Origin of the sequence: Streptomyces sp. NBC_01669 (assembly GCF_026339735.1) — a bacterium.
Taxonomy (GTDB): domain Bacteria; phylum Actinomycetota; class Actinomycetes; order Streptomycetales; family Streptomycetaceae; genus Streptomyces; species Streptomyces yanii.
Genome location: NZ_JAPEQG010000001.1, coordinates 4,894,877 through 4,913,501 on the forward strand (window position 1 = coordinate 4,894,877; position 18,625 = coordinate 4,913,501).

The 18,625-nt window shown below is 69.6% G+C and carries 17 protein-coding genes and 1 pseudogene; 7 read left to right on the forward strand and 11 right to left on the reverse strand.

The window, feature by feature from the left end:
- Window positions 1–477: a hypothetical protein gene (locus OG972_RS21920; RefSeq protein WP_266983982.1), complete on the reverse strand. Its 477-nt coding sequence runs from the start codon at window positions 475–477 to the stop codon at window positions 1–3.
- 561 nt (window positions 478–1,038) lie between these two features.
- Between OG972_RS21920 and OG972_RS21925 the strand changes: the two genes are divergently transcribed.
- The 3 genes from OG972_RS21925 to OG972_RS21935 all read left to right on the forward strand — a co-directional run bounded on the left by OG972_RS21925 (window position 1,039) and on the right by OG972_RS21935 (window position 3,692).
- Entirely contained in the window at window positions 1,039–1,374 is a 336-nt protein-coding gene (locus OG972_RS21925) for a MerR family transcriptional regulator (RefSeq protein WP_266983984.1), read from the forward strand.
- Window positions 1,375–1,696: 322 nt separating this feature from the next.
- Window positions 1,697–1,900 carry a cold-shock protein gene (locus OG972_RS21930; protein WP_015609674.1) on the forward strand — a complete coding sequence of 68 codons (204 nt, stop codon included), beginning with the start codon at window positions 1,697–1,699 and terminating at the stop codon, window positions 1,898–1,900.
- Window positions 1,901–2,225: 325 nt separating this feature from the next.
- Window positions 2,226–3,692 (forward strand): DEAD/DEAH box helicase, encoded by a 1,467-nt coding sequence (locus tag OG972_RS21935; RefSeq protein WP_266983986.1) that lies wholly within the window; start codon window positions 2,226–2,228, stop codon window positions 3,690–3,692.
- Between the two features lie 231 nt (window positions 3,693–3,923).
- Here the strand turns inward: OG972_RS21935 and crcB (OG972_RS21940) are convergent, their stop codons facing one another.
- From crcB (OG972_RS21940) to OG972_RS21955, 4 genes are all read right to left on the reverse strand, one after another.
- Window positions 3,924–4,298: a fluoride efflux transporter CrcB gene (crcB, locus tag OG972_RS21940; protein ID WP_266983988.1), complete on the reverse strand. Its 375-nt coding sequence runs from the start codon at window positions 4,296–4,298 to the stop codon at window positions 3,924–3,926.
- Entirely contained in the window at window positions 4,280–4,660 is a 381-nt protein-coding gene (locus OG972_RS21945; RefSeq protein ID WP_266983990.1) for a DUF190 domain-containing protein, read from the reverse strand. The genes crcB (OG972_RS21940) and OG972_RS21945 overlap by 19 nt, the downstream gene beginning before the upstream one ends.
- The gene (crcB, locus tag OG972_RS21950; protein WP_266983992.1) at window positions 4,657–5,151 is read right to left on the reverse strand and encodes a fluoride efflux transporter CrcB; all 495 of its coding nucleotides are present in this window, start codon (window positions 5,149–5,151) and stop codon (window positions 4,657–4,659) included. Before crcB (OG972_RS21950) ends, OG972_RS21945 begins: the two co-directional genes overlap by 4 nt.
- Before the next feature lie 180 nt (window positions 5,152–5,331).
- Window positions 5,332–6,846 (reverse strand): glycosyltransferase family 39 protein, encoded by a 1,515-nt coding sequence (locus tag OG972_RS21955; RefSeq protein ID WP_266983994.1) that lies wholly within the window; start codon window positions 6,844–6,846, stop codon window positions 5,332–5,334.
- Window positions 6,847–7,106: 260 nt separating this feature from the next.
- On the opposite strand from OG972_RS21955, the gene OG972_RS21960 reads away from it, so the two are divergent.
- Window positions 7,107–7,847, forward strand: coding sequence for a polyprenol monophosphomannose synthase (locus OG972_RS21960; protein WP_266983996.1), 741 nt, complete (start codon window positions 7,107–7,109; stop codon window positions 7,845–7,847).
- A gap of 51 nt (window positions 7,848–7,898) precedes the next feature.
- Here OG972_RS21960 and OG972_RS21965 read toward each other — a convergent pair.
- Window positions 7,899–8,528: pseudogene (locus tag OG972_RS21965) on the reverse strand (phosphoribosyltransferase); the annotation flags it as partial.
- 99 nt (window positions 8,529–8,627) lie between these two features.
- Here OG972_RS21965 and OG972_RS21970 point away from each other — a divergent pair.
- A complete protein-coding gene (locus OG972_RS21970; protein WP_266983998.1) occupies window positions 8,628–9,413 on the forward strand; it encodes an HAD-IIA family hydrolase in 786 nt (261 codons plus the stop codon).
- Here the strand turns inward: OG972_RS21970 and OG972_RS21975 are convergent.
- Window positions 9,310–9,870 (reverse strand): DUF6221 family protein, encoded by a 561-nt coding sequence (locus OG972_RS21975; RefSeq protein ID WP_323135888.1) that lies wholly within the window; start codon window positions 9,868–9,870, stop codon window positions 9,310–9,312. The genes OG972_RS21970 and OG972_RS21975 overlap by 104 nt on opposite strands.
- A gap of 169 nt (window positions 9,871–10,039) precedes the next feature.
- Here OG972_RS21975 and dacB point away from each other — a divergent pair, with 169 nt between their 5' ends.
- Complete coding sequence (gene dacB, locus OG972_RS21980) at window positions 10,040–11,653, forward strand: D-alanyl-D-alanine carboxypeptidase/D-alanyl-D-alanine-endopeptidase (RefSeq protein ID WP_266984002.1); 1,614 nt, start codon at window positions 10,040–10,042, stop codon at window positions 11,651–11,653.
- A gap of 489 nt (window positions 11,654–12,142) precedes the next feature.
- Here dacB and OG972_RS21990 read toward each other — a convergent pair whose 3' ends face one another.
- The 4 genes from OG972_RS21990 to OG972_RS22005 form a co-directional block, all read right to left on the reverse strand.
- On the reverse strand, window positions 12,143–12,817 hold the full coding sequence (locus OG972_RS21990; RefSeq protein ID WP_266984004.1) for a CAP domain-containing protein: 675 nt from the start codon (window positions 12,815–12,817) through the stop codon (window positions 12,143–12,145).
- 645 nt (window positions 12,818–13,462) lie between these two features.
- A complete protein-coding gene (locus OG972_RS21995) occupies window positions 13,463–14,731 on the reverse strand; it encodes an ATP-binding protein (RefSeq protein ID WP_266990653.1) in 1,269 nt (422 codons plus the stop codon).
- Window positions 14,732–14,952: 221 nt separating this feature from the next.
- Complete coding sequence (locus tag OG972_RS22000; RefSeq protein ID WP_266984006.1) at window positions 14,953–15,741, reverse strand: DUF72 domain-containing protein; 789 nt, start codon at window positions 15,739–15,741, stop codon at window positions 14,953–14,955.
- Between the two features lie 252 nt (window positions 15,742–15,993).
- Window positions 15,994–17,418 carry an ATP-binding protein gene (locus OG972_RS22005; protein WP_266984008.1) on the reverse strand — a complete coding sequence of 475 codons (1,425 nt, stop codon included), beginning with the start codon at window positions 17,416–17,418 and terminating at the stop codon, window positions 15,994–15,996.
- Window positions 17,419–17,751: 333 nt separating this feature from the next.
- Here OG972_RS22005 and OG972_RS22010 point away from each other — a divergent pair, with 333 nt between their 5' ends.
- Window positions 17,752–18,492 (forward strand): PP2C family serine/threonine-protein phosphatase, encoded by a 741-nt coding sequence (locus tag OG972_RS22010; protein WP_266984010.1) that lies wholly within the window; start codon window positions 17,752–17,754, stop codon window positions 18,490–18,492.
- Window positions 18,493–18,625: the final 133 nt, after the last annotated feature.

The following is an 18,625-nucleotide window of genomic DNA, read 5'->3' on the forward strand; positions in this document are numbered from 1 at the left end:
CTACTGCGCCGAAGGGCCGTCGGTGGCGGAACCGCTGCCCTCGCCGTCGGCGGGGGCGCCGGACCGGTTCTTCGAGTCCTCCAGGAGCGAGATCGCGAACTGCAGCAGTTCCGGCGGCAGACCGTCGTCGGCCAGGCCGCGTCCGGCGAGCCCGCTGATCTCCCCGGTACGCCGCTTGGCGAGGAACCGCAGTCCGGCGACGACGTCGTCGACGACCTCGGACTCCTCCTTGAAGAAGCGCCAGTCGACGCCGAAGCCCAGTCCGAGGGCCTTGAGGATGTCCTCGGACGGCTGGGTGACCTTCCCGGCGAGGATGTTGGAAAAGTAGCTGTGCGACAGCGAGCCGCCGCGTTCCCTGACCAGGTCCGCGAAGACCCGCCCGGAGATCTTCTGGCCGGGGAAGGTCTCCTCCACCATGTATTCGACCTTCTGCTGCAGCGTCCGCAGCTCCGGCGCGCTCTCTTCTCCGTTGTCCATCGGGGCCCCCACGTTCACGTCCGCCGGCCTGCGCGCCCCTGAGACGCTGCGCCTGCCTGGATCCGGTCAACGGGCTCGTACTGTAACCAACCCGGATGAGGGGGTCGCAGCGTGGGGAGGCGGCCGAGACATAGCGGAACATCCTGCTCCGCTGTCAGGAGTGGGCTTGCGTAAACACTCTACGTCACTGTTAACTCGAAAAAACATGGGCAAGGGACCACGAGGGGAGTCCCTTGCCCGTGAAGTCGTCGTGCGCCCGCGCGCCCGTTCAGGCCCGCAACGAGTCGTAGCCCTTCACGACGGGGGATGCGTGAAGGGCTACTCGTACATTATGACCATTGATCACGCCGTCATCAACTGACCGGCTGGTCAGTGTGTCCACCACGCGCGCCAAGATCGCACTCATGTTCGGGTGCGACGCGTCATCTCCCCTGTCCGGTCCGGGAAATCTCTCGCGGCTACCATAGAGATGATGGCTCGCACCATGAGAGTTTCTTTTTCGGTCAACGACGTCAGAGAAACCTTCAGTCGCTTCTCGCCGCGGGCCCGGAAGAGGTGCAAATGCCCCAAGGAACCCCTCCGCATGCTGCCGACCGGCTCGATGACGACGACTACCCCGCCTACACCATGGGCCGAGCTGCGGAGATGATCGGCGCCACGCCCGGTTTCCTCCGGGCGATCGGCGAAGCGCGCCTGATCACGCCCCTGCGGTCCGAGGGCGGCCACCGCCGCTACTCCCGCTACCAGTTGCGCATTGCCGCCCGTGCCCGCGAACTCGTCGACGGCGGCACGCCGATCGAGGCCGCCTGTCGCATCGTCATCCTGGAGGACCAGCTCGAAGAGGCCCTGCGCCTCAACGCGGAGCTGCGCCGGCCGGTGGCGGGTTCGGGGTCCTGAGGCCGGGCCCCGGCGCCGGGGCTCCGCGCCGGGGCGCATATCTGTTGTCGCAAGCACAGAATTTTATGCAATGCGCGATGAGGGTTTATGACGTGCCGGACGGAGTGTAATTACGCGCCGCGCGCGGTCGCATCCACCGTGCTACGGTGGATGTCAGTTGCAGTTGTGGTTCCCAAAACTCCAAGTGCTCTTGTCACCACAATTGGCTGATGAGCGCGCTTATGTATTTCCGGCATCATCATTCCGGACGGGGTAATCATTGCGGCGACGCGGGACCGGCACAGTGCGGGTCCCCGGGCACTGCCCCAGAAGGAGATAAAACATGGCTACTGGCACCGTCAAGTGGTTCAACGCGGAAAAGGGCTTCGGCTTCATCGAGCAGGACGGTGGCGGCGCTGACGTCTTCGCCCACTACTCGAACATCGCCGCGAGTGGCTTCCGTGAGCTGCAGGAGGGCCAGAAGGTGAACTTCGACGTCACGCAGGGCCAGAAGGGCCCGCAGGCGGAGAACATCACCCCCGCGTGATCCTGCAGATGCTCCGGCGCCTGACGCGCTGAGACGCACTTGCGCAGCTGGGGCCCGCACCTTCGGGTGCGGGCCCCAGCTCGTTTCTTTTTCCGGGCCCGCATCCGTGCGCCGGCCCCCAGCTCGTTGCTTGTCCGGGCCCGCACCCGTGTGCCGGCCCCGTCCCTGTGACGGACACGGTTCACCATCCACCGTGTCGGACACGGCTCACTTTTCGCAGCCGGGCTTCGTCCACGCATTTCATCGGCCCGTTCTTGCGATTCCTGCGCCGCTTCGCTGCCGCGCGGAATTCCTCGATACGCGCCATATCGAGGAAGGGTTCTCCTTGAACCGCTCAACTCGCACGAACGACCGCTACTCCGGCAACCGCGGCGGAGCCCCGAGCCGTTCCGGTTCCGGCTACCGTTCCGGTTCCGGTTCCGGTTCCCGATATCGCTCCGGTTCCGGTGGCTACGGCCGCCGGCCCGCCGCCAAGCAGGGCGAGTTCGCCCTGCCGAAGACCATCACTCCGGCGCTGCCCGCCGTCGAGGCCTTCGCCGACCTGGACCTGCCCGCGCCCCTGCTGGCGGCGCTCGCCGCCGAGGGCGTGACCGAGCCGTTCCCGATCCAGGCCGCCACCCTGCCGAACTCGCTCGCCGGGCGCGACGTGCTCGGCCGCGGCCGCACCGGCTCCGGCAAGACGCTCGCCTTCGGCCTCGCCCTGCTGGCCCGTACCGCGGGACGGCGCGCCGAGGCCCGGCACCCGCTGGCCCTGGTCCTCGTCCCGACCCGGGAGCTGGCCCAGCAGGTCACCGACGCGCTCACCCCGTACGCCAAGTCGCTGAGGCTGCGCCTTGCGACCGTCGTCGGCGGCATGTCGATCGGCCGGCAGGCCGGCGCGCTGCGTGGCGGCGCCGAAGTCGTCGTCGCCACGCCGGGCCGGCTCAAGGACCTCATCGAGCGCGGCGACTGCCGACTGGACCAGGTCTCCATCACCGTCCTCGACGAGGCCGACCAGATGGCCGACATGGGGTTCATGCCGCAGGTCACCGAGCTGCTCGACCAGGTGCAGCCGGAGGGGCAGCGGATGCTCTTCTCGGCCACCCTCGACCGCAACGTCGACCTGCTGGTCCGCCGCTATCTGCACGACCCGGTGGTCCACTCCGTCGACCCGGCGGCCGGTGCGGTGACGACGATGGAACACCACGTGCTGTACGTCCACGGCGCGGACAAGTACGCCACCACGACGGAGATCGCGGCCCGCGACGGCCGGGTGATCATGTTCCTGGACACCAAGCATGCCGTGGACAAGCTCACCGACCACCTCCTGAACAGCGGCGTACGGGCCGCAGCCCTGCACGGCGGCAAGTCGCAGCCGCAGCGCACCCGCACCCTCAGCCGGTTCAAGACCGGACATGTCACGGTGCTGGTCGCCACGAACGTGGCGGCGCGCGGCATCCACGTCGACAACCTCGACCTCGTCGTCAACGTCGACCCGCCGAGCGACCACAAGGACTACCTGCACCGCGGCGGCCGCACCGCCCGCGCCGGTGAGTCCGGCTCCGTCGTCACGCTGGTGCTGCCGGGCCAGCGCCGCGAGATGACGCGTCTGATGGCCGACGCCGGCATCATCCCGAAGATCGCCCAGGTCCGCTCCGGCGAGGCCGAGCTGAGCCGGATCACCGGCGCGCAGGCGCCCTCGGGTGTGCCCGTCACCATCACGGCGCCGGCGACGGAGCGTCCCAGGAGCGGCGGTTCGTCGTCCCGCGGCCGCCGCAACCGCCGCCCGGCACCGGCGCGCCGCACCACCTGACCGGAGACGGGCGGGCCGGGTCGAAGGAATCACGAAGTCCCTCACCCGCAGCGCTCGTTCGACGATCCGCGTGTCGCCGGTCCCGTCGTGCATCGGCGGATCGCGCCGACCGCCCGTACGCGTATCCGCCGAGCGGCCACGGCAGTCCTGCCGTGGCCGCTCGGCGGTGCGGGTGGCGGAGTCGCGGGTGACGCCACACCCGTTGACGTACGCGGGAAGAGTGAGGGGGTGTCACTGCCAGAGTGCCTCCGCGACCGCGACCCCGGCGAACACCGCACCCAGCGCCGCCACCACGCTCGCCACGACATTGGTCGCCGCGTAGAACTTCGCCCCGTCCTCGGCCAGCCGCAGCGTCTCGTAACCGAACGTCGAATACGTCGTCAGCGCCCCGCACAGCCCCGTACCGACGAACAGCTGCACCTGCGACGAGGCGGCACCGGCCGCCACCGCGCCGGTCAGCAGCCCCAGCAGCAGGGATCCCGCCACGTTCACCACGAACGTCCCCCACGGGAAGACCGTGTCGTGCCGGACCTGGACCGCACGGTCGGTCAGATAGCGGAGCGGGGCGCCGATCGCAGCGCCGACGATCACGAGCAGCCAGGGCACCGGCCCTCCTCCCGTCCGCCGCGGCGGACGATCTCGCAGGCGTCGAGGACGACGACGCCGTCCCCGGTCAGTTCGTCGATGAGCGGCAGGAACGCGCGGATCCGGTCCTCGGTGTCCACGATCACGACCGCCACCGGCAGGTCCTCGCTCAGCGACAGCAGTCGCTGGGTGTGGATCCGTGACGAGGCGCCGAACCCCTCGATGCCACGGAACGCACTCGCACCCGCCAGCCCGGCACGGTGCGCCCGGTGCACGATCTCCGCATAGACGGGGCGGTGGTGCCAGACGTCGGACTCCCCGACCAGGATCGTCAGCCGCAGCCCCTGCTCGGCCGCCCCGGCCGGCTCCGTCTCCCTCGTCATGGCTGCCTCCACGCCAGCACGCGGCGGGTCACCCACACCGCACTCCACACCGCGGCGAGGGCCGCCAGCAGCGTCAGCCCGAGATACGCGATGCCGGTACGGGCCCGGCCGCTGTCCACCAGCCGTTCGATGTCCGCGGCGTACGTGGAGAACGTGGTGAACCCGCCCAGCACCCCCGTACCGAAGAACGGGCGCACCAGCCGGTGTGCCGCCCATACGTCGCTGATCAGGACCATGAACACGCCGATCACCGCGCACCCGAGGACGTTCACGACCAGCGTCGTCCAGGGGAAGCCGCCCGGCGGGGTGACCCAGATCAGCGACGCCCCGTATCGGGCGGTCGCTCCGGCGGCGCCGCCGAGGGCGATGACGCCGAGGACGGGCCCCTGCCCCTTCGACCGCCGGGTGCGCTGCCCGGGTACGGGCGCGACGCGCCCGTTGCGGTCGGAACCCTCCGTCACGGGTGTCGCTCGGGGCTGCTGGGCTCCCATGGGCACATGTCTCCTACCTGCTGGGTGCCCGGACACGAGCACGTTCCACCGCAAGTAGGGACCGTTGGCGGCATTGCTGCCGCGGTTCGGGTACGGCGGGCCCCACCGCCGCGCAGCAACCGTCACCAGTCCCTGCTCGCACCAGACTATCGCCCGGCCGAACGCTTCGCCCGCGGCGGGTCAGCAGCTGCCGGGCCGCGCATACAGCGTGACCTGACCCCCCTTGTCCTGCACCCGGCGGCATACGACGAACTCCGTCCGCAGCACGTCCCGCTTGACCGCCTCCTCCGGCAGCGCGTCCTCCGGCTGCCCCGGTGGATCGCTGAGCGCCACGACCCGGTCGAAGCCGCGCAGGCGAGCCCGGATCCGGCCGGCCGAATCCTCGGTGCCCTCGAGGGTGTTGTCGGCGCCGGGGCTCCGCAGAAGTGCCAGATCGCTCAGGCCCCGGAAGTCGTCCGGGTAGGAGAGGGCCCATTCCCTTCGCCGGGACGGCATGAAGAGCACGCCGGCGCCGTCCGGCGCCAGGGCCCGTGCATGGGCGGCGAGGGCGGTGACGTTGTCCTTGCGGCTGTCGGGGGTGCGCATCTGAAGCGTCACGGGGAGGAGGGCGACGGCCACGCCGGCGGCCGCGATGCCGAACACCACGGCACGCGGCCGGGGCGCGGCCAGCCGGGGGGTCCGTCCGGCTGCGGCCCACAGCCGGTCCACGGCGAATCCGATGAGCAGGCCCAGGGCGAGCTGGGAGTAGAGGACGTAGCGGTCCACGTACATGGGCTCGTGGAGGGACGCGAGGAGCAGCGCGGCCGTGGGCAGGATCAGCAACGGGAGGGCCAGCCGCACCAGTCGGACAGCGCGCGGCCGGCCTGCCGCGCCCGCCTGCCGCGTCCCGTACACCGCGCAGAGCAGACCGAGGAGGGTGACGGCCGCGATCACGAGCCACTCCTCGGGATGCGGCCACCCGATCCAGGACACCTGTCCCGACTGCCTCAGGGAGAACAGGGTCAGTGGAGCCACCGCGGTCACGGGAAGCACGGCCGCCACCGCCCAGGACCGCAGCACCCGGCGGGGCGGACGCCAGAGATACAGCGTCAGGCCGTGCGCCACCAGGGCCAGGATCGCGAACTCGTGGAGCCATCCGGCGAGGGCGAGAGTGACCCCGTACGCACTCAGGCGCCGACGCGAGGGATTGTCGACGGCGCCGACGAGCAGCCAGGTGGCGAGGGCGACCAGCGCACACACCATGGCGTACGAGCGGCCCTCCTGCGCATACATCTGGACGACGGGGATCAGGGCGAAGGAGAGACCGGCGAGAAGTCCGGCACGCGGGCCCGCCAGACGGGTCCCGGTCGACGTCACGAGCAGGGTGGCCACGGACGTCGCGACCACCGAGGGCAGCCGGAGCAGCAGCAGCCCGTTGCCGCCCAGGGCGAACAGCCCATGCATGAAGAAGTAGTAGAGGCCGTGCACGGCGTCGGCGGTGCCGAGCAGGTGCCAGATCTCGGAGAGGCTCCGGTGCGAGACCTGGTACGTCACCGACTCGTCGCGCCACATGGTGTTCTCGCGACGAATCCCCCAGAGACCCATCGCCAGTGCCAGCAGCGCGGGCCATAACCCGTAGCGGTATGAAATGCGTTGTCCGGCGCCGCCTTCCGGATCCGGTGCGGAACGGTCCCCGGGATCTGCCGCCGCGCTCAAAGTGACCGGACTCTGCGGATGGTTGATGGCGCGACTCCGATTCGGTGACGGAAGAGGTCCATAGAGCTCCGGGGCTCCGCTCGTCAGCGTACCCAAGGTGCCGCGAAGGAGGGAGGGAAATCCGGAGAATTCTGTTTCGCGCATTTAGGGGCACGGGGTGGGTGCTAGGCTCGCGCGGATCGGGCGCGGAACACCGGAGAACCCCCGAGAACGTCTGAGAACGTCTGGGAACCCCCGAGAACACGAGAGAGCGCAAGGGAATGGCCGTGGAGAAGACCTCCCCGAGGATTGTGGTGGTCGTCCCCACCTACAACGAACGGACGAATCTGCCGATCCTCGTCGATCTGCTCATGGATCTGCACCTGCCGAACCTGCACATTCTGGTGGTGGACGACAATTCGCCCGACGGTACGGGGGATGTTGCGGACCGGCTCGCGGCCGAGACCTCGGGCCTGGTCGGGGTATTGCACCGCACCGAAAAGAACGGGCTCGGGCGCGCCTACGTGGCCGGGATGACGCGTGCGCTCGCAGAGAAAGCGGAAGTTGTCATTCAGATGGATGCGGACCTCTCCCATCCGGCGTCGGTGGTTCCGGTCATGGTCGAGAAACTGTTCGCCGAGAATGCCGCTGTCGTCATTGGGTCCCGCTATGTGGAAGGCGGTTCGCTCGCCACCGAGTGGCCATGGCACCGCAAGGCGCTCTCCGCCTGGGCCAATTTCTATGTCAATGCGATTCTGCGGCTGCACGTGAAGGACGCCACCGCCGGGTTCAAGGCATGGCGGGCGGACACCCTGAAATCGATCGATCTGCCGACCGTCCGCAGCAATGGATATTCCTTTCAGGTGGAGATGAACTACCGCACGGTCAGGCGCGGATTGCGGATGGTCGAGGTCCCGATCCGGTTCGAGGAGCGGGTGAACGGCGAGTCGAAGCTCGGGCTGCGCGTGCAGATCGAGTCGGCGGTGGCGCCGTGGAAGCTGCGGTTCGGCAAGCAGGGCTGAGCAACTGCGGCAGTGCCCCGGGTCCGGTCCGTCTGACCCCCGTTAATCCTTCAACAGGGCGAGAACTTCCTCGTCGGGCGTCTGGGAGAAGTCCCGGTACCACTCGCCGACGGCCGAGAAGAGCGCAGGCGTGGAGAGACAGACCACCTCGTCCACCTGCATACGCAGCCAGGCGACCGTGTCCGCGGGCGCCACCGGGATCGCCAGCACCACCCGGGCCGCGCCCTGCGCCCGTACGACCTCGCAGGCGGCCGAGGCCGTGGCGCCGGTCGCCACCCCGTCGTCGACCACGATCGCGGTACGGCCGGCCAGCTCCAACCGTGGCCGGTCGCCCCGGAACTGCCGTGCCTGCCGGGTGAGCTCCGCCTTCTCGGCCCGCTCCACGGACGCGATGTCCCCGCGGCTGATCCCTCCGCGGCGTACGACGTCGTCATTGATCACCCGCACCCCGCCCTCCCCGATGGCACCGAAGGCCAGCTCACGGTGGTACGGAACACCGAGCTTGCGGACCACGATCACATCGAGAGGTGCGCCGAGCGCCGTCGCCACCGCCGCGGCGACCGGCACCCCGCCCCGGGGCAGCCCCAGAACGACGGGGCTCTCCCCCGCTTCCTCCCCCTGCAGATGCCGGAGCGCTTCGGCGAGCTGCTTGCCCGCATCCGTGCGATCGGTGAACAACACGGTGGTTCACCTCCGACCCAGGGGAGACAGAGGCACGTACGCACCTACTTCGAAGCAACCCCATTTGCGGCATCTGCGCAAGTCGGCGACGGTCGATCCATGGAACGGATCGGAGCGGTACTGATCGACATCGACGGCGTGCTCACCGTCGACTGGGAGCCGCTGCCCGGCGCGGTGGCGGCCCTGGAGCGGCTGCGTACCGCCGGACTCCCGTTTGCCCTGGTCACCAATACCACCTCACGCACCCGCGCCCGGATCGCCACGAAGCTGGCCGCGGCGGGCTTCCCCGTCGGCGAGGACGACATCCTCACCGCGCCCGCCGTCACCGCCGCGTACCTGCGCGCCCACTGCCCGGGTGCCCGGTGCGCACTGCTCAACAGCGGCGACGTGAGCGAGGACCTGACGGGCGTGACCCTCGTCGACGTGGGGGAGAGCGCCCCCGCGGACGTGGTCGTCCTGGGAGGCGCGGGCGACGCGTTCGACTACGCGTCGCTCAACGCGGCGTTCCGCCACCTCCAGCACGGCGCCCGGCTGATCGCCATGCACCGCAACCTGTACTGGCGTACGGCGGAAGGTCTCGCCCTCGACACCGGGGCCTTCCTCCCGGGGCTGGAACGGGCCGCCCGGATCGAGGCGGACATCACCGGCAAACCCGCCGAGGCGTTCTACGCCACCGCCCTGGCCCACCTCGGCGCCACCGCGTCCGCCGCGCTGATGGTGGGCGACGACATCGAGACCGACGTACTCGCGGCCCAGCGATGCGGCATCACGGGCGTCCTCGTCAGAACAGGCAAATACCTGCCCGAGACACACCGCTCCGCCAGTGGTACCCCGGACCACGTCCTCGACTCCATCGCCGACCTCCCGGCCCTCCTGGACCGATGAGCCCCGTGGCAGCCCGCAGTCGCTGCCGCGCATGCGATGCGGGCTGCCACTCCCGCCGGTGGTCGGCGTGGTGGGCGTAGGGCAGCGCCAGGTCCAGCAGGTCGTCACAGGGCCAGAGCTCGCCGTCGTACTGACAGTCGTCCCGGTCGTCCCACGGCAGCTCGGGATCGCCGCCGGCAGGACTGAACGCATTGCGGGCGAGGACGCTCCGCTTGGCTTCGATCTCCCGCAGGACGCGGGCCGGGTCGTGCACGGCGATGTGCCGGGCGATGACGGGCGGGCACCCGGAGAGATCCATCTGGCAGAAGTCGACGGTGCCGCCGAGCGCGGTCCACTCGCCGCAGCCGTCACCACCGCAGCGGCGGGCCAGGTCCGCCTCCTCGTCGAGGCGGACGCGCAGGAACTCCACCGGATCGTTGGTCCTGCACCCATCATCTCGCCGTGACGGTACGGACACGCTCCGTGCCGCGACCGTCCGGACATACCCACTCCACCGCCTCCCGCCACCGTCCGAGGGATGTGCCCGCCGCGCCGCGCCTCTCCACCCGCCTGCGCCGCCCGCGAGTCATAACCTCAAAACGCCCCTTTCCCGGTCCCCGTGCACCACACACACCGGTGGAGTCCGCATGTCATCAGCCGTTACCGGAAACCGACGCCGGAACCAGAGGCATCGTCGCGTCTTCACACTCCTCGGCCTCCTGCTGGTCGCCACTGTCGCCGCGTTCGGCATGGACTGGGTGATGCCGTCGAAGGACCCGGACGAGCTCGACCCGCGCATCTCCTCGATCATGCGCAAGCCCGACTACCCGCACGCCCAGTGGGGTCTGTTCGAGCAGAACCCGGAGACCGGCAAGGTGGTGCAGTCGCGCTACGCGGACCAGTTCTTCATCCCCGGTTCCGTGGCCAAACTGTTCGGCGTCAGCGGCGCCTGGCACGCACTCGGCAGCGATCACCGCTTCGTCACGCCGGTCCATGCCGTCGGAGAGCGCCGGGGCGCGACCCTCACCGGGGACCTGGACCTCGTCGCGCAGGGCGACCTGACCCTCGGCGGCCGTACGCGTGCGGACGGCACCGTCGCCTTCACCGCCATCGACCACACCTACGCCGACGACATCCCCGGAGCGACCCTCACCCCGCAGAACCCGCTGGCCGGCATCGACCAACTGGCCCGGCAGGTACGCGCGTCGGGGATCACCAAGGTGCACGGCGACGTGGTCGTGGACGCCCGGCTGTTCCGTCCCGACCCGGAACTCGACCCGACGCCGACGCCGTTGATCATCAACGACAACCTCATCGACCTGCTCACCACCCCCGGCGAAGGGCCGGGCGCGCCGGCCAAGCTGGACTGGCGCCCGAAGGTGGCGCCGTACCGCGTCACGTCCTCCGTCCGAACCGTCGAGGCGGGCAAGCCCGCCGACATCACGGTGACGCCCTCCGCCGACGGCACCCGCATCCGGCTCTCCGGCACCATCGCCGCCGGTTCCGCCCCGGTCCTGCGGGTGTCGGACATCCGGGACCCGAACGCCTTCGGCCGCACCGCCTTGATCGAGGCACTGAAGCGGGCCGGGGTCGAGGTCTCCGCGGCCGCGGTCGGAGCCAATCCGGCCGGTAAGCTGCCCGACTCCTACCGGGGCGCGCCCGAGGTGGCCCGGTTCACGTCCCCGCCGTTCGAGCAGTACGCCCGCCTCATCTTCAAGGTGAGCCACAACCTCGGGGCGAACCTCGGTATCTGCCTGATGGCCGTCAGTACGGGAAGCCATCAGTGCCCGGACGGATTCCCGGCACTGGCGAAGTTCCTGGACGAGGCGAAGGTGGACCGCAAGGCGGTGCAGCTGGCCGACGGCCGTGGCGGCAACCCGGCCGACCGCACCACGCCCCGCGCCGTCGCCCGGATCCTGACGTACTGGCAGGGCACCCCCGATGCGGACCGCTTCCGGGAGGCTCTGCCGACCCTGGGCGTCGACGGCAGCCTCGCGGGCAACTGCCGCGACTGCCCGGCCCGGGGCAAGGTCTCCGCGAAGACAGGCACCGTCGCCGGTGGCGACCTCCTCAACGACCGGCTGGCGGTGGGCGCGGAGACGACGGCCGGATATCTGGAGACGAGCAAGGGGCACTACGACGTGTTCTTCATCGGGGTGAACGGCGCCTCGACGCCCGACATCAGCGGGGTGCTGACCATCGCGAACGACGTGGCCGACATCGCCGCGATCCTTCAGGAGAACGCGAGCGGCAGTTCCTGAGCCGCGCACACCCTGCGGGAAGGGTGGCGCACCGATGTGCTCACCATCAACGCCATCTCCTCGCCACATTGCACGCGGTGGGCATCCTGATCACGGTCCTGACGCCACGGGGCCCTGGCGCTGTGTGACGAACGGACCGCACTCGGAGCGGAATTGAGGACCGTTCAGCTGAAGTCGGCCGACGTGTACCGGCACCGGTTCACCGAGGGCGCCGGTTATTCGCGAAACTCGACGTCAGCGACCGCACGTGCGCGGTGGTCGTGGCGATGGACAGCGGGCTGCTCCAGCGGAGTTAGCCGACGTGGATGCCCCGGGGAACGACGCGCGGACACCCCGTCCAGCAGGAACAGCAGCTTGGCCCGGCGTGCGGGAGAGTCCGCACGTCGGGCCAGGCTGCTGTTCCCTTGGCCGCTCCGCCTCACCTGCGGGTGCGCACCGCCTCCGCGGACGTGAGATCCGGGGCGCGGAGTGGCCGGATTTCCTGGTCCGCTATCGGGCCGTTCCGAAATCCTGCGTCCAGTAGTGGCCGGGCTGCGCGAGTCCGATGCCGATTTCCTTGTACGTGCAGTCGAGGATGTTGCGCTTATGGCCCGGGCTGGTCATCCAGGCCTCCATCACCGACTCGGGTGTGGAGTAGCCGTAGGCGACGTTCTCGCCATAGGCACTCCAGTTGTAACCGGCTCGCGTGATCCGGTCGGCGGGGGACGATCCGTCGGAGCCCGTGTGGGACATGTTCCGGTGGTCGGCCATGTCCTTGCTGTGGTCCTGCGCGGCCTTGGTCAGCTTGGCATTGACGGTGAGGGGGGAGCATCCGACCTTGCCGCGCTCGCTGTTGACGAGCGCCAGCACGCGGGCCGTGTCCGCGGATGCGGGGGTGGCGGTCGGGGCAGGTGCCGCCGGTGTGCTCGCAGACGCCGCAGGCTTCGTGGGCGCACTCGCAGTCGGCTTCTGCCCCCAGGGGCCGGCCGTCCAGTGGTGCGCGGAGCTCGGGGTCTTCCAGTGGTGCGCGGAGCTCACGGTCGTCCATTGGGCGGAGGGCCGGCTGCCCGCGTCCTCCGGAGAGCCCAGACAGGCCATGGCCGCAGAGGGGATACCCACGGCTCCCGCTGCGACGACAGCGATGGCTATCGGCCGGTAGTACGTCTTCCTGCGGTGCTTCCTCATGCGTGACCTCGCTCGGTAATCGCGGAGTGCCCCCGGTAGGGCAGGCTCGGCGCAGTCCTGGGCTTGAGCTGTGGAGATGCTGTGCGGCCGTCATTCTTGGAACTGCCGAGAGGCGGGGCAACACGCCCAAGTACTATCGAGCTTCGTAGTGACGGCCGGCCCTTGCCACGGTCGCCCGGCCGTGCTTGTCCGGCTCCTGGGGCCGTAGGAAGTCCTGTTGCGTCGTCAGGGTTCCCTGCACGCCGAATGAGCGGGCGGGAGCACCCGGTCGTTCGGATTTCGGCCCACCCTGTGGGGGGCATGTGACGCCAAGTCGGACATATCTCATTAAGTCGGCGCCGTGATCGCTACTATTCGGAGACCCTATTGCCGCACATCGATGTGGCAGATGTCACCGGCGAATGAATGCGCCATCTCTTTGTATTTCACGCTGCGCAACTTTGCCGTTCATGAGGGCACACGGAATGGAAAGGTGTCCGAAAGGCAATAAAGAAGATCACCTGGGTCGGGCGGCAAAAAGGGGTGTTCTCCTGCGGCGCCCGGTTTCGTACGCCTCCCGCGATCATCCGGAAACCCCTGCCCGAGCCGTTCGGAGAGCACCCGCAGCCGTGGGCCCGCCAGGAGGATCAATGCCGGCGCGGGCCTTCAGGTGCGGCCGTAGCGGATGGTGTGGTCGGCGAACTCCAGGGCCATGTCGGTGGTGACGGTGGGACGGGTGTGTCTGATCGTGTGGAGAAAGTCCTCGGTGGTGGGCTGGGCCCTCTCTCCGGTGTCGAGGGTGCGTTCGAAGACGGCCTGGGCGACCGTACGGGCGGCCTGCTTGATGTCGGCGGGGGTGAATCCCTCGCTGGCCTCGGCCAGCACGGCCGTGTCGGCATCGGCTCCGGTCTTGGCGATATAGCTGGTCCACAGGGCCTTACGGGCCTCGTGGTCGGGCGGCCCGACGGGCAGGACGTAATCGAATCGGCCATGGCGCAGGAAGGCCGGATCCAGGGCGGCGACCGTATTGGTGGCGCAGATGAGGAGTCTGCCGTCGCGGTCGCGGAACCGCACGATCGATTTGAGGAGCTCATTGACCACGCCGACAGACGTGGGGTCGGCGAGGTTGCGGGTGCCGGCGACTTCCTCCACCTCGTCGATGAAGACCAGCGCGTGGTCGAGTTGTGCGATCTCCTCGAAGCGGCGGCTGAGTCCGTGCGCGAGCCCGTCCTCCAGCGCGAGCCGGGAGGGGAAGAGCTCGATGAACGGCCAGCCGAGCCGACTTGCCACAGCCTTGGCGAACGTGCTCTTGCCCGTACCCGGGGGCCCGAACAGCACGACGGCCTGGGGTGGTTCGACGCCGTGCGCGTCAGCAAGTTCGGGGTTGGCGAGGGGAAGCACCAGTCGACGTTCGACGAGCCGTTTCTCGTCCGCCATACCCGAGAGCTTCTCCCAGAGCCCGACAGCGGGCACCTTCGCCCCGAGCGAGGACAGGATCGCGGAGTCCTGGGCGGTCACCGACTGCACCTTCTCGAAGTACGTCAGCCCCCGATGCTGTCGGAACCCGGAATGGCCGAGCGCAGCGGCGCCCGTCTCCTCCTCGGGCAGAACCGCGGCGACGATCTTGGCTCCGGCACTCTGCAGGCGCTGCTCCAGGGCGGAGAGCAGCGCCGTGCCCAGCCCCAGGTTCCGCCAGGCCGGGTGCAGGGCGATACGCAGCACCCAGGCCCGGTCGCCGTCCACCCGCCCCACCGCCGCGCCCACGAGATGTCCGTCGGCCACCGCGACGACACCGGGATTCTGCGCCTGCACCGCGGCGACGACCTCGGACAGGCGGAACACCGCGGGCTGGTCGGTCGTGGCGCTCTCAGCGTCGAGCCGCACCACCGATTCGAGATCGTCCGGCGTGAAGTCCCGCACATGCCACACCGCCATGGCCCAGCCTTCGGACGTCGCTCCTTGAACTTCCATCATCAGCCAGGTCCCGCACGGTCGCCAATCAACGGCATGCGGTCGAGCCGGGGCGCCGGGCGAAGGGCCCACCGGTGCGGGCCGCCTCATGGTGACGGGCGAGGTGCATGCTGCTTCAAGCCACTCCCCGCGTACGGGAATTCGCGACCCGCACCCGGAACCACCGCAGCCCGGCAGGAAAACCCTCAGGACGTGGACTGCTCCGGCAGGGCTCCGGGAGGCGTGCGGCTCACCGTCCGGCCCAACGCGGCCGCTGCGCGGGCGAATTTCACGGCGTCCACGACGGCCGCACCACCCAGGTCGTTGTTGAAGTACACATACACATCGTCCTCGTCGGGCCAGGCGTCGACGATGCGACGGGCCCAGGACGTCAACGCCTGGCGACCGTAGCGCGGCGGCGGCTCCGCGATGCCGCCGTGAAACCGTACGTACCCCCATGGCGCGGTACGCCACAGCGGCGTCACCGGGCGGGATCCACGATCTGCCCAGCACAGCGCGCTGCCATGCCGCTCCAGCACCGCCCTGAGCTCCCGCTCCGCCTCCCACCACGAGGTGTGCCGCAGTTCGACGGCCACCCGAACCCTGTCGGGAAAGCAGCTCAGGCAGGCGTCCAGAGCCCCGATGTCCTCACGGAAGTTCGAAGGCAACTGGAGCAGTACGGGTCCCAGGCGGTCGCCGAGACCCTCGGCATGATCCATCAGCCGGAGCACCGGCTCCTCGGGATCGTGCAGCCGCTTCAGATGGGTCAGGTAGCGGCTGGCCTTGACCGCCATGACGAAGCCCTCCGGCGTCCGCTCCCGCCAGGAGGCGAAGATCTCCGCCGTGGGAAGCCGGTAGAAGGCGTTGTTGTTCTCCACGGTGGCGAAGTGCCGGGCGTACTCCTCCAGCCACAGCCGCTGCGGGTGCCCGGGGGGATAGAGAACGCCGCGCCAGTCCTTGTACTGCCACCCTGAGGTTCCGACGAGCATGGGCATGGTCCGATCCCTGCCCCTGAGGCCGAGGGCCGTAACGCCTCACCCGGCGAGTGCGCCGTGGTGGAGGCACGGACGGGCAGGGCCGGCGTCAGCGGCGCGGCGTATCCGGCAGCGCGTCGCCGATTCTGCGGGGCGATCTCGTCGCGCACCGCTCCGGACGGTCCGAGGACGCTCCTGGTGACAGCTGTCCACCGTCCTGAGTGGCGCACAGGGGCACGGGCGGCGCGAAGGGTACGGGTGGCACGCCGTCGCTCATCGGTGCGTGCGCCACGCGGCGAGCAGTTCTTCGGGGCCGTAGACGGCCTGCAGCCCCGAACAGCTGACTCCGCAGCGCGAGACCGCGACGAGCGGGACAGGAGCATCGGTTACGGCTGCCCGGTGTCTGTGCAGTGCGGTGAGATCGTGCCCGTCGAACGGTGAGGTCTCCAGCCATTTGATCGAGCCGAGGAACAGCAGCCGTTTGGCGACGGGCTGCCGGTCGGCACCCACCAGGTCGATCTCGACGTCGTTGCTGCGTGTCCAGTAGCCGCCGATGGCCGGTGCGGCGGGCAGCCGGTCATCGGGCAGGGCGCGTGCGAGCGACTCGCGGATCAGCGGCTCGACCGCGCGCCCGCGCCAGGTGGTCCAACGGTCCCTGATCCGGGCGAGCGTGAGGTCCCCGCGCAGGCGCTCGATCTCCGCCATGTGGGGTTCGACGAAGGCCAGCCAGAACCGCATGTAGGGGTCCGCCACCCGATAGCGGCGTTCCTTGGACGGGCGCAGGGAGAGCGGGAGCTCGGCAGCCACCGCACGCTTGTCGATGAGCAGTTCCGCGGCCCGGCTGAGGGTGCTGTGCGCGATGCCTCCGGCGGCCCGCGCGATGTTGCTGAAGGTCCGCTCCCCGGTGCCGATGGCGCGCAGGACTTCCCGGCCCATCGCCTGGGGCGGGAACTCCGCGGCCAGTGAGCGTTCCGCGGAGACCAGGAGGGCGGAGGTCGGGTTCTCCAGCGAGGTGGTCAGGAACTCCCACATGGAGGCCCCAGGGCGCCACTCCCGGCAGAGCAGCGGGAGCCCGCCGGTGATCAGCGTGGCGTCGAAGGCGGTGGCGGCGTCCAGGTCGAGCATCTCGGCGATGTCGGCCGGGGTGAGCGGCCCCAGAACCATGTCGCGCCCTCGCTGATGGAAGGGGCGGTCGTAGCTGCCGAGCGCCTCCATCATCGACAGATCGGAACCGATCAGGAGCAGGAACACCGGCTTGCGGCTGAGCAGCCGGTCCCAGGTTCGCTGCAGCATGCCTTCGAAGGCGTCGACGCGGTCCATGAGGTACGGAACCTCGTCGATGACGACCACGCTCGGAGTGTCCTCGGGCAGGATCTCCGCAAGCAGTCTGAAGGCCGCGTTCCACTGGGTCGGTGCTTCTTCGGAGTACAGGCCGCGCTCCGGCAGGGTGGAGGTCGCCACCGCATCGGCGAGCTCGGCGAGCTCGTCCTCGGCCGACCCGCCGGCCGCGGTGAAGAACAGATACGGCACCCCGGCACGCTGCAGGAACTCTTCGACCAGGCTGGACTTCCCGACCCGTCGCCGACCACGCAGAAGCGTGCATTGTCCAGGCTTCGCAGACCCTGCGGCGGCCCGGACCTCGTCGAGCGTCCGCCCCAGAATGCGCAGCTCCTGGGCCCGGCCGATGAAGCGGTGCACAGCGGTCCCTCCTGACTATCCAGTCGAAAAGATAGTAGCGCGGAAGATACTATCTCGTCCGCTAGTAAAGTCTGGCGCCGCGAAGGCGTGGTCCGGTGCGGCGCGGTCGAATGCGCGACAGCCTCCCGGGCGGGGCTGCGCCGGGTTCGTACGGACGGGTCGGAGGCCGACGTCGACGGACGATCGGGGCCGCATGGGGCCGCGCCCCGTACCCCTGTGCCCTCGCTGTCCCCTGGTCGGCGAGATCCGGGCAGCCATGAGGGCGTCCGCATGCCCACGGCGCCACAATGGAGATGCGGGACGCGCCTGCCATTGCGGAGAGCGGGGCCTTCGATGCCGTACATAGCCGTCACTGCATTGAGTCACACCGGGCTCATTCGCGATCACAACGAGGACAGCCTCGTTGTCGGACCGTGGACGCTGTGCGGCACCGTGACCGAGAATCCGCAGACGCTGTTGTTCCCTCTCGGCACCCCGATCGTCGTCGCGGTCGCCGACGGGATCGGCGGGCAGCCCGCCGGCGAAGTGGCCAGTGCGCTGGTCGTCCGCCAACTCGCTTCGTTCGGGCCTTCATTGGACAGCGAGGAAGCCGTTCGTGACGCTCTGAACGCCTGCAATGATGCGGTGTACGCAGCCGCCGACGGCAATCCGGAACTGGTCGCCATGGGGACCACGGTCGCGGGCGCCGTCGTGCTGGCGGAGTCGCTGCTTGCCTTCAACGTCGGCGACAGCAGGGTGCTCGACGCGACCGGGGACGGACTCCGCCAGGTGAGCGTGGACGACAGCCCGCCGTTGGCACCGGGCCGGCGCACCACATCACTTGTCACACAGGCACTCGGCGGCGCCCGCCGGTTCAGCGCCATCACGCCCCACGTGACGACGGCGCCACTGTCCGCAGGTGATCGCTACCTGGTCTGCACCGACGGGCTGACCGACCCGGTGACGGAGGACGCACTCGACAGTCTGCTGCGCGTGCACAACGACGGCAGGGCCGCTTTCGAGCTGTGGAAGGCCGCTATCGAGGCGGGAGGCCCCGACAACATCACGCTCGCGATGGTACGTATCGGCGAGTAGTGGCGAGCGGGCCGTTGCGGAGCGGGCGACGAGAGGCGAACGCGTCACCCGCTCCGAGCTCGGGAATCAATGACACCCGCAGCGATCGGGGGCAAGAACCTGAGCACGGCGCTCACGGCACCCGCCACCACCA

Bases quoted from the DNA above. Each gene is read 5' to 3' on its own strand.
- OG972_RS21960 (WP_266983996.1), top strand. From the start codon at position 7,107: ATGGCCGTGGAGAAGACCTCCCCGAGGATTGTGGTGGTCGTCCCCACC.
- crcB (WP_266983992.1), bottom strand. From the start codon at position 5,151: ATGGGAGCCCAGCAGCCCCGAGCGACACCCGTGACGGAGGGTTCCGAC.
- dacB (WP_266984002.1), top strand. From the start codon at position 10,040: ATGTCATCAGCCGTTACCGGAAACCGACGCCGGAACCAGAGGCATCGT.
- OG972_RS21945 (WP_266983990.1), bottom strand. From the start codon at position 4,660: ATGACGAGGGAGACGGAGCCGGCCGGGGCGGCCGAGCAGGGGCTGCGG.
- OG972_RS21930 (WP_015609674.1), top strand. From the start codon at position 1,697: ATGGCTACTGGCACCGTCAAGTGGTTCAACGCGGAAAAGGGCTTCGGC.
- OG972_RS21925 (WP_266983984.1), top strand. From the start codon at position 1,039: ATGCCCCAAGGAACCCCTCCGCATGCTGCCGACCGGCTCGATGACGAC.
- OG972_RS21920 (WP_266983982.1), bottom strand. From the start codon at position 477: ATGGACAACGGAGAAGAGAGCGCGCCGGAGCTGCGGACGCTGCAGCAG.
- OG972_RS22010 (WP_266984010.1), top strand. From the start codon at position 17,752: ATGCCGTACATAGCCGTCACTGCATTGAGTCACACCGGGCTCATTCGC.
- OG972_RS21990 (WP_266984004.1), bottom strand. From the start codon at position 12,817: ATGAGGAAGCACCGCAGGAAGACGTACTACCGGCCGATAGCCATCGCT.
- OG972_RS22000 (WP_266984006.1), bottom strand. From the start codon at position 15,741: ATGCCCATGCTCGTCGGAACCTCAGGGTGGCAGTACAAGGACTGGCGC.
- OG972_RS21970 (WP_266983998.1), top strand. From the start codon at position 8,628: ATGGAACGGATCGGAGCGGTACTGATCGACATCGACGGCGTGCTCACC.
- OG972_RS21995 (WP_266990653.1), bottom strand. From the start codon at position 14,731: ATGGCGGTGTGGCATGTGCGGGACTTCACGCCGGACGATCTCGAATCG.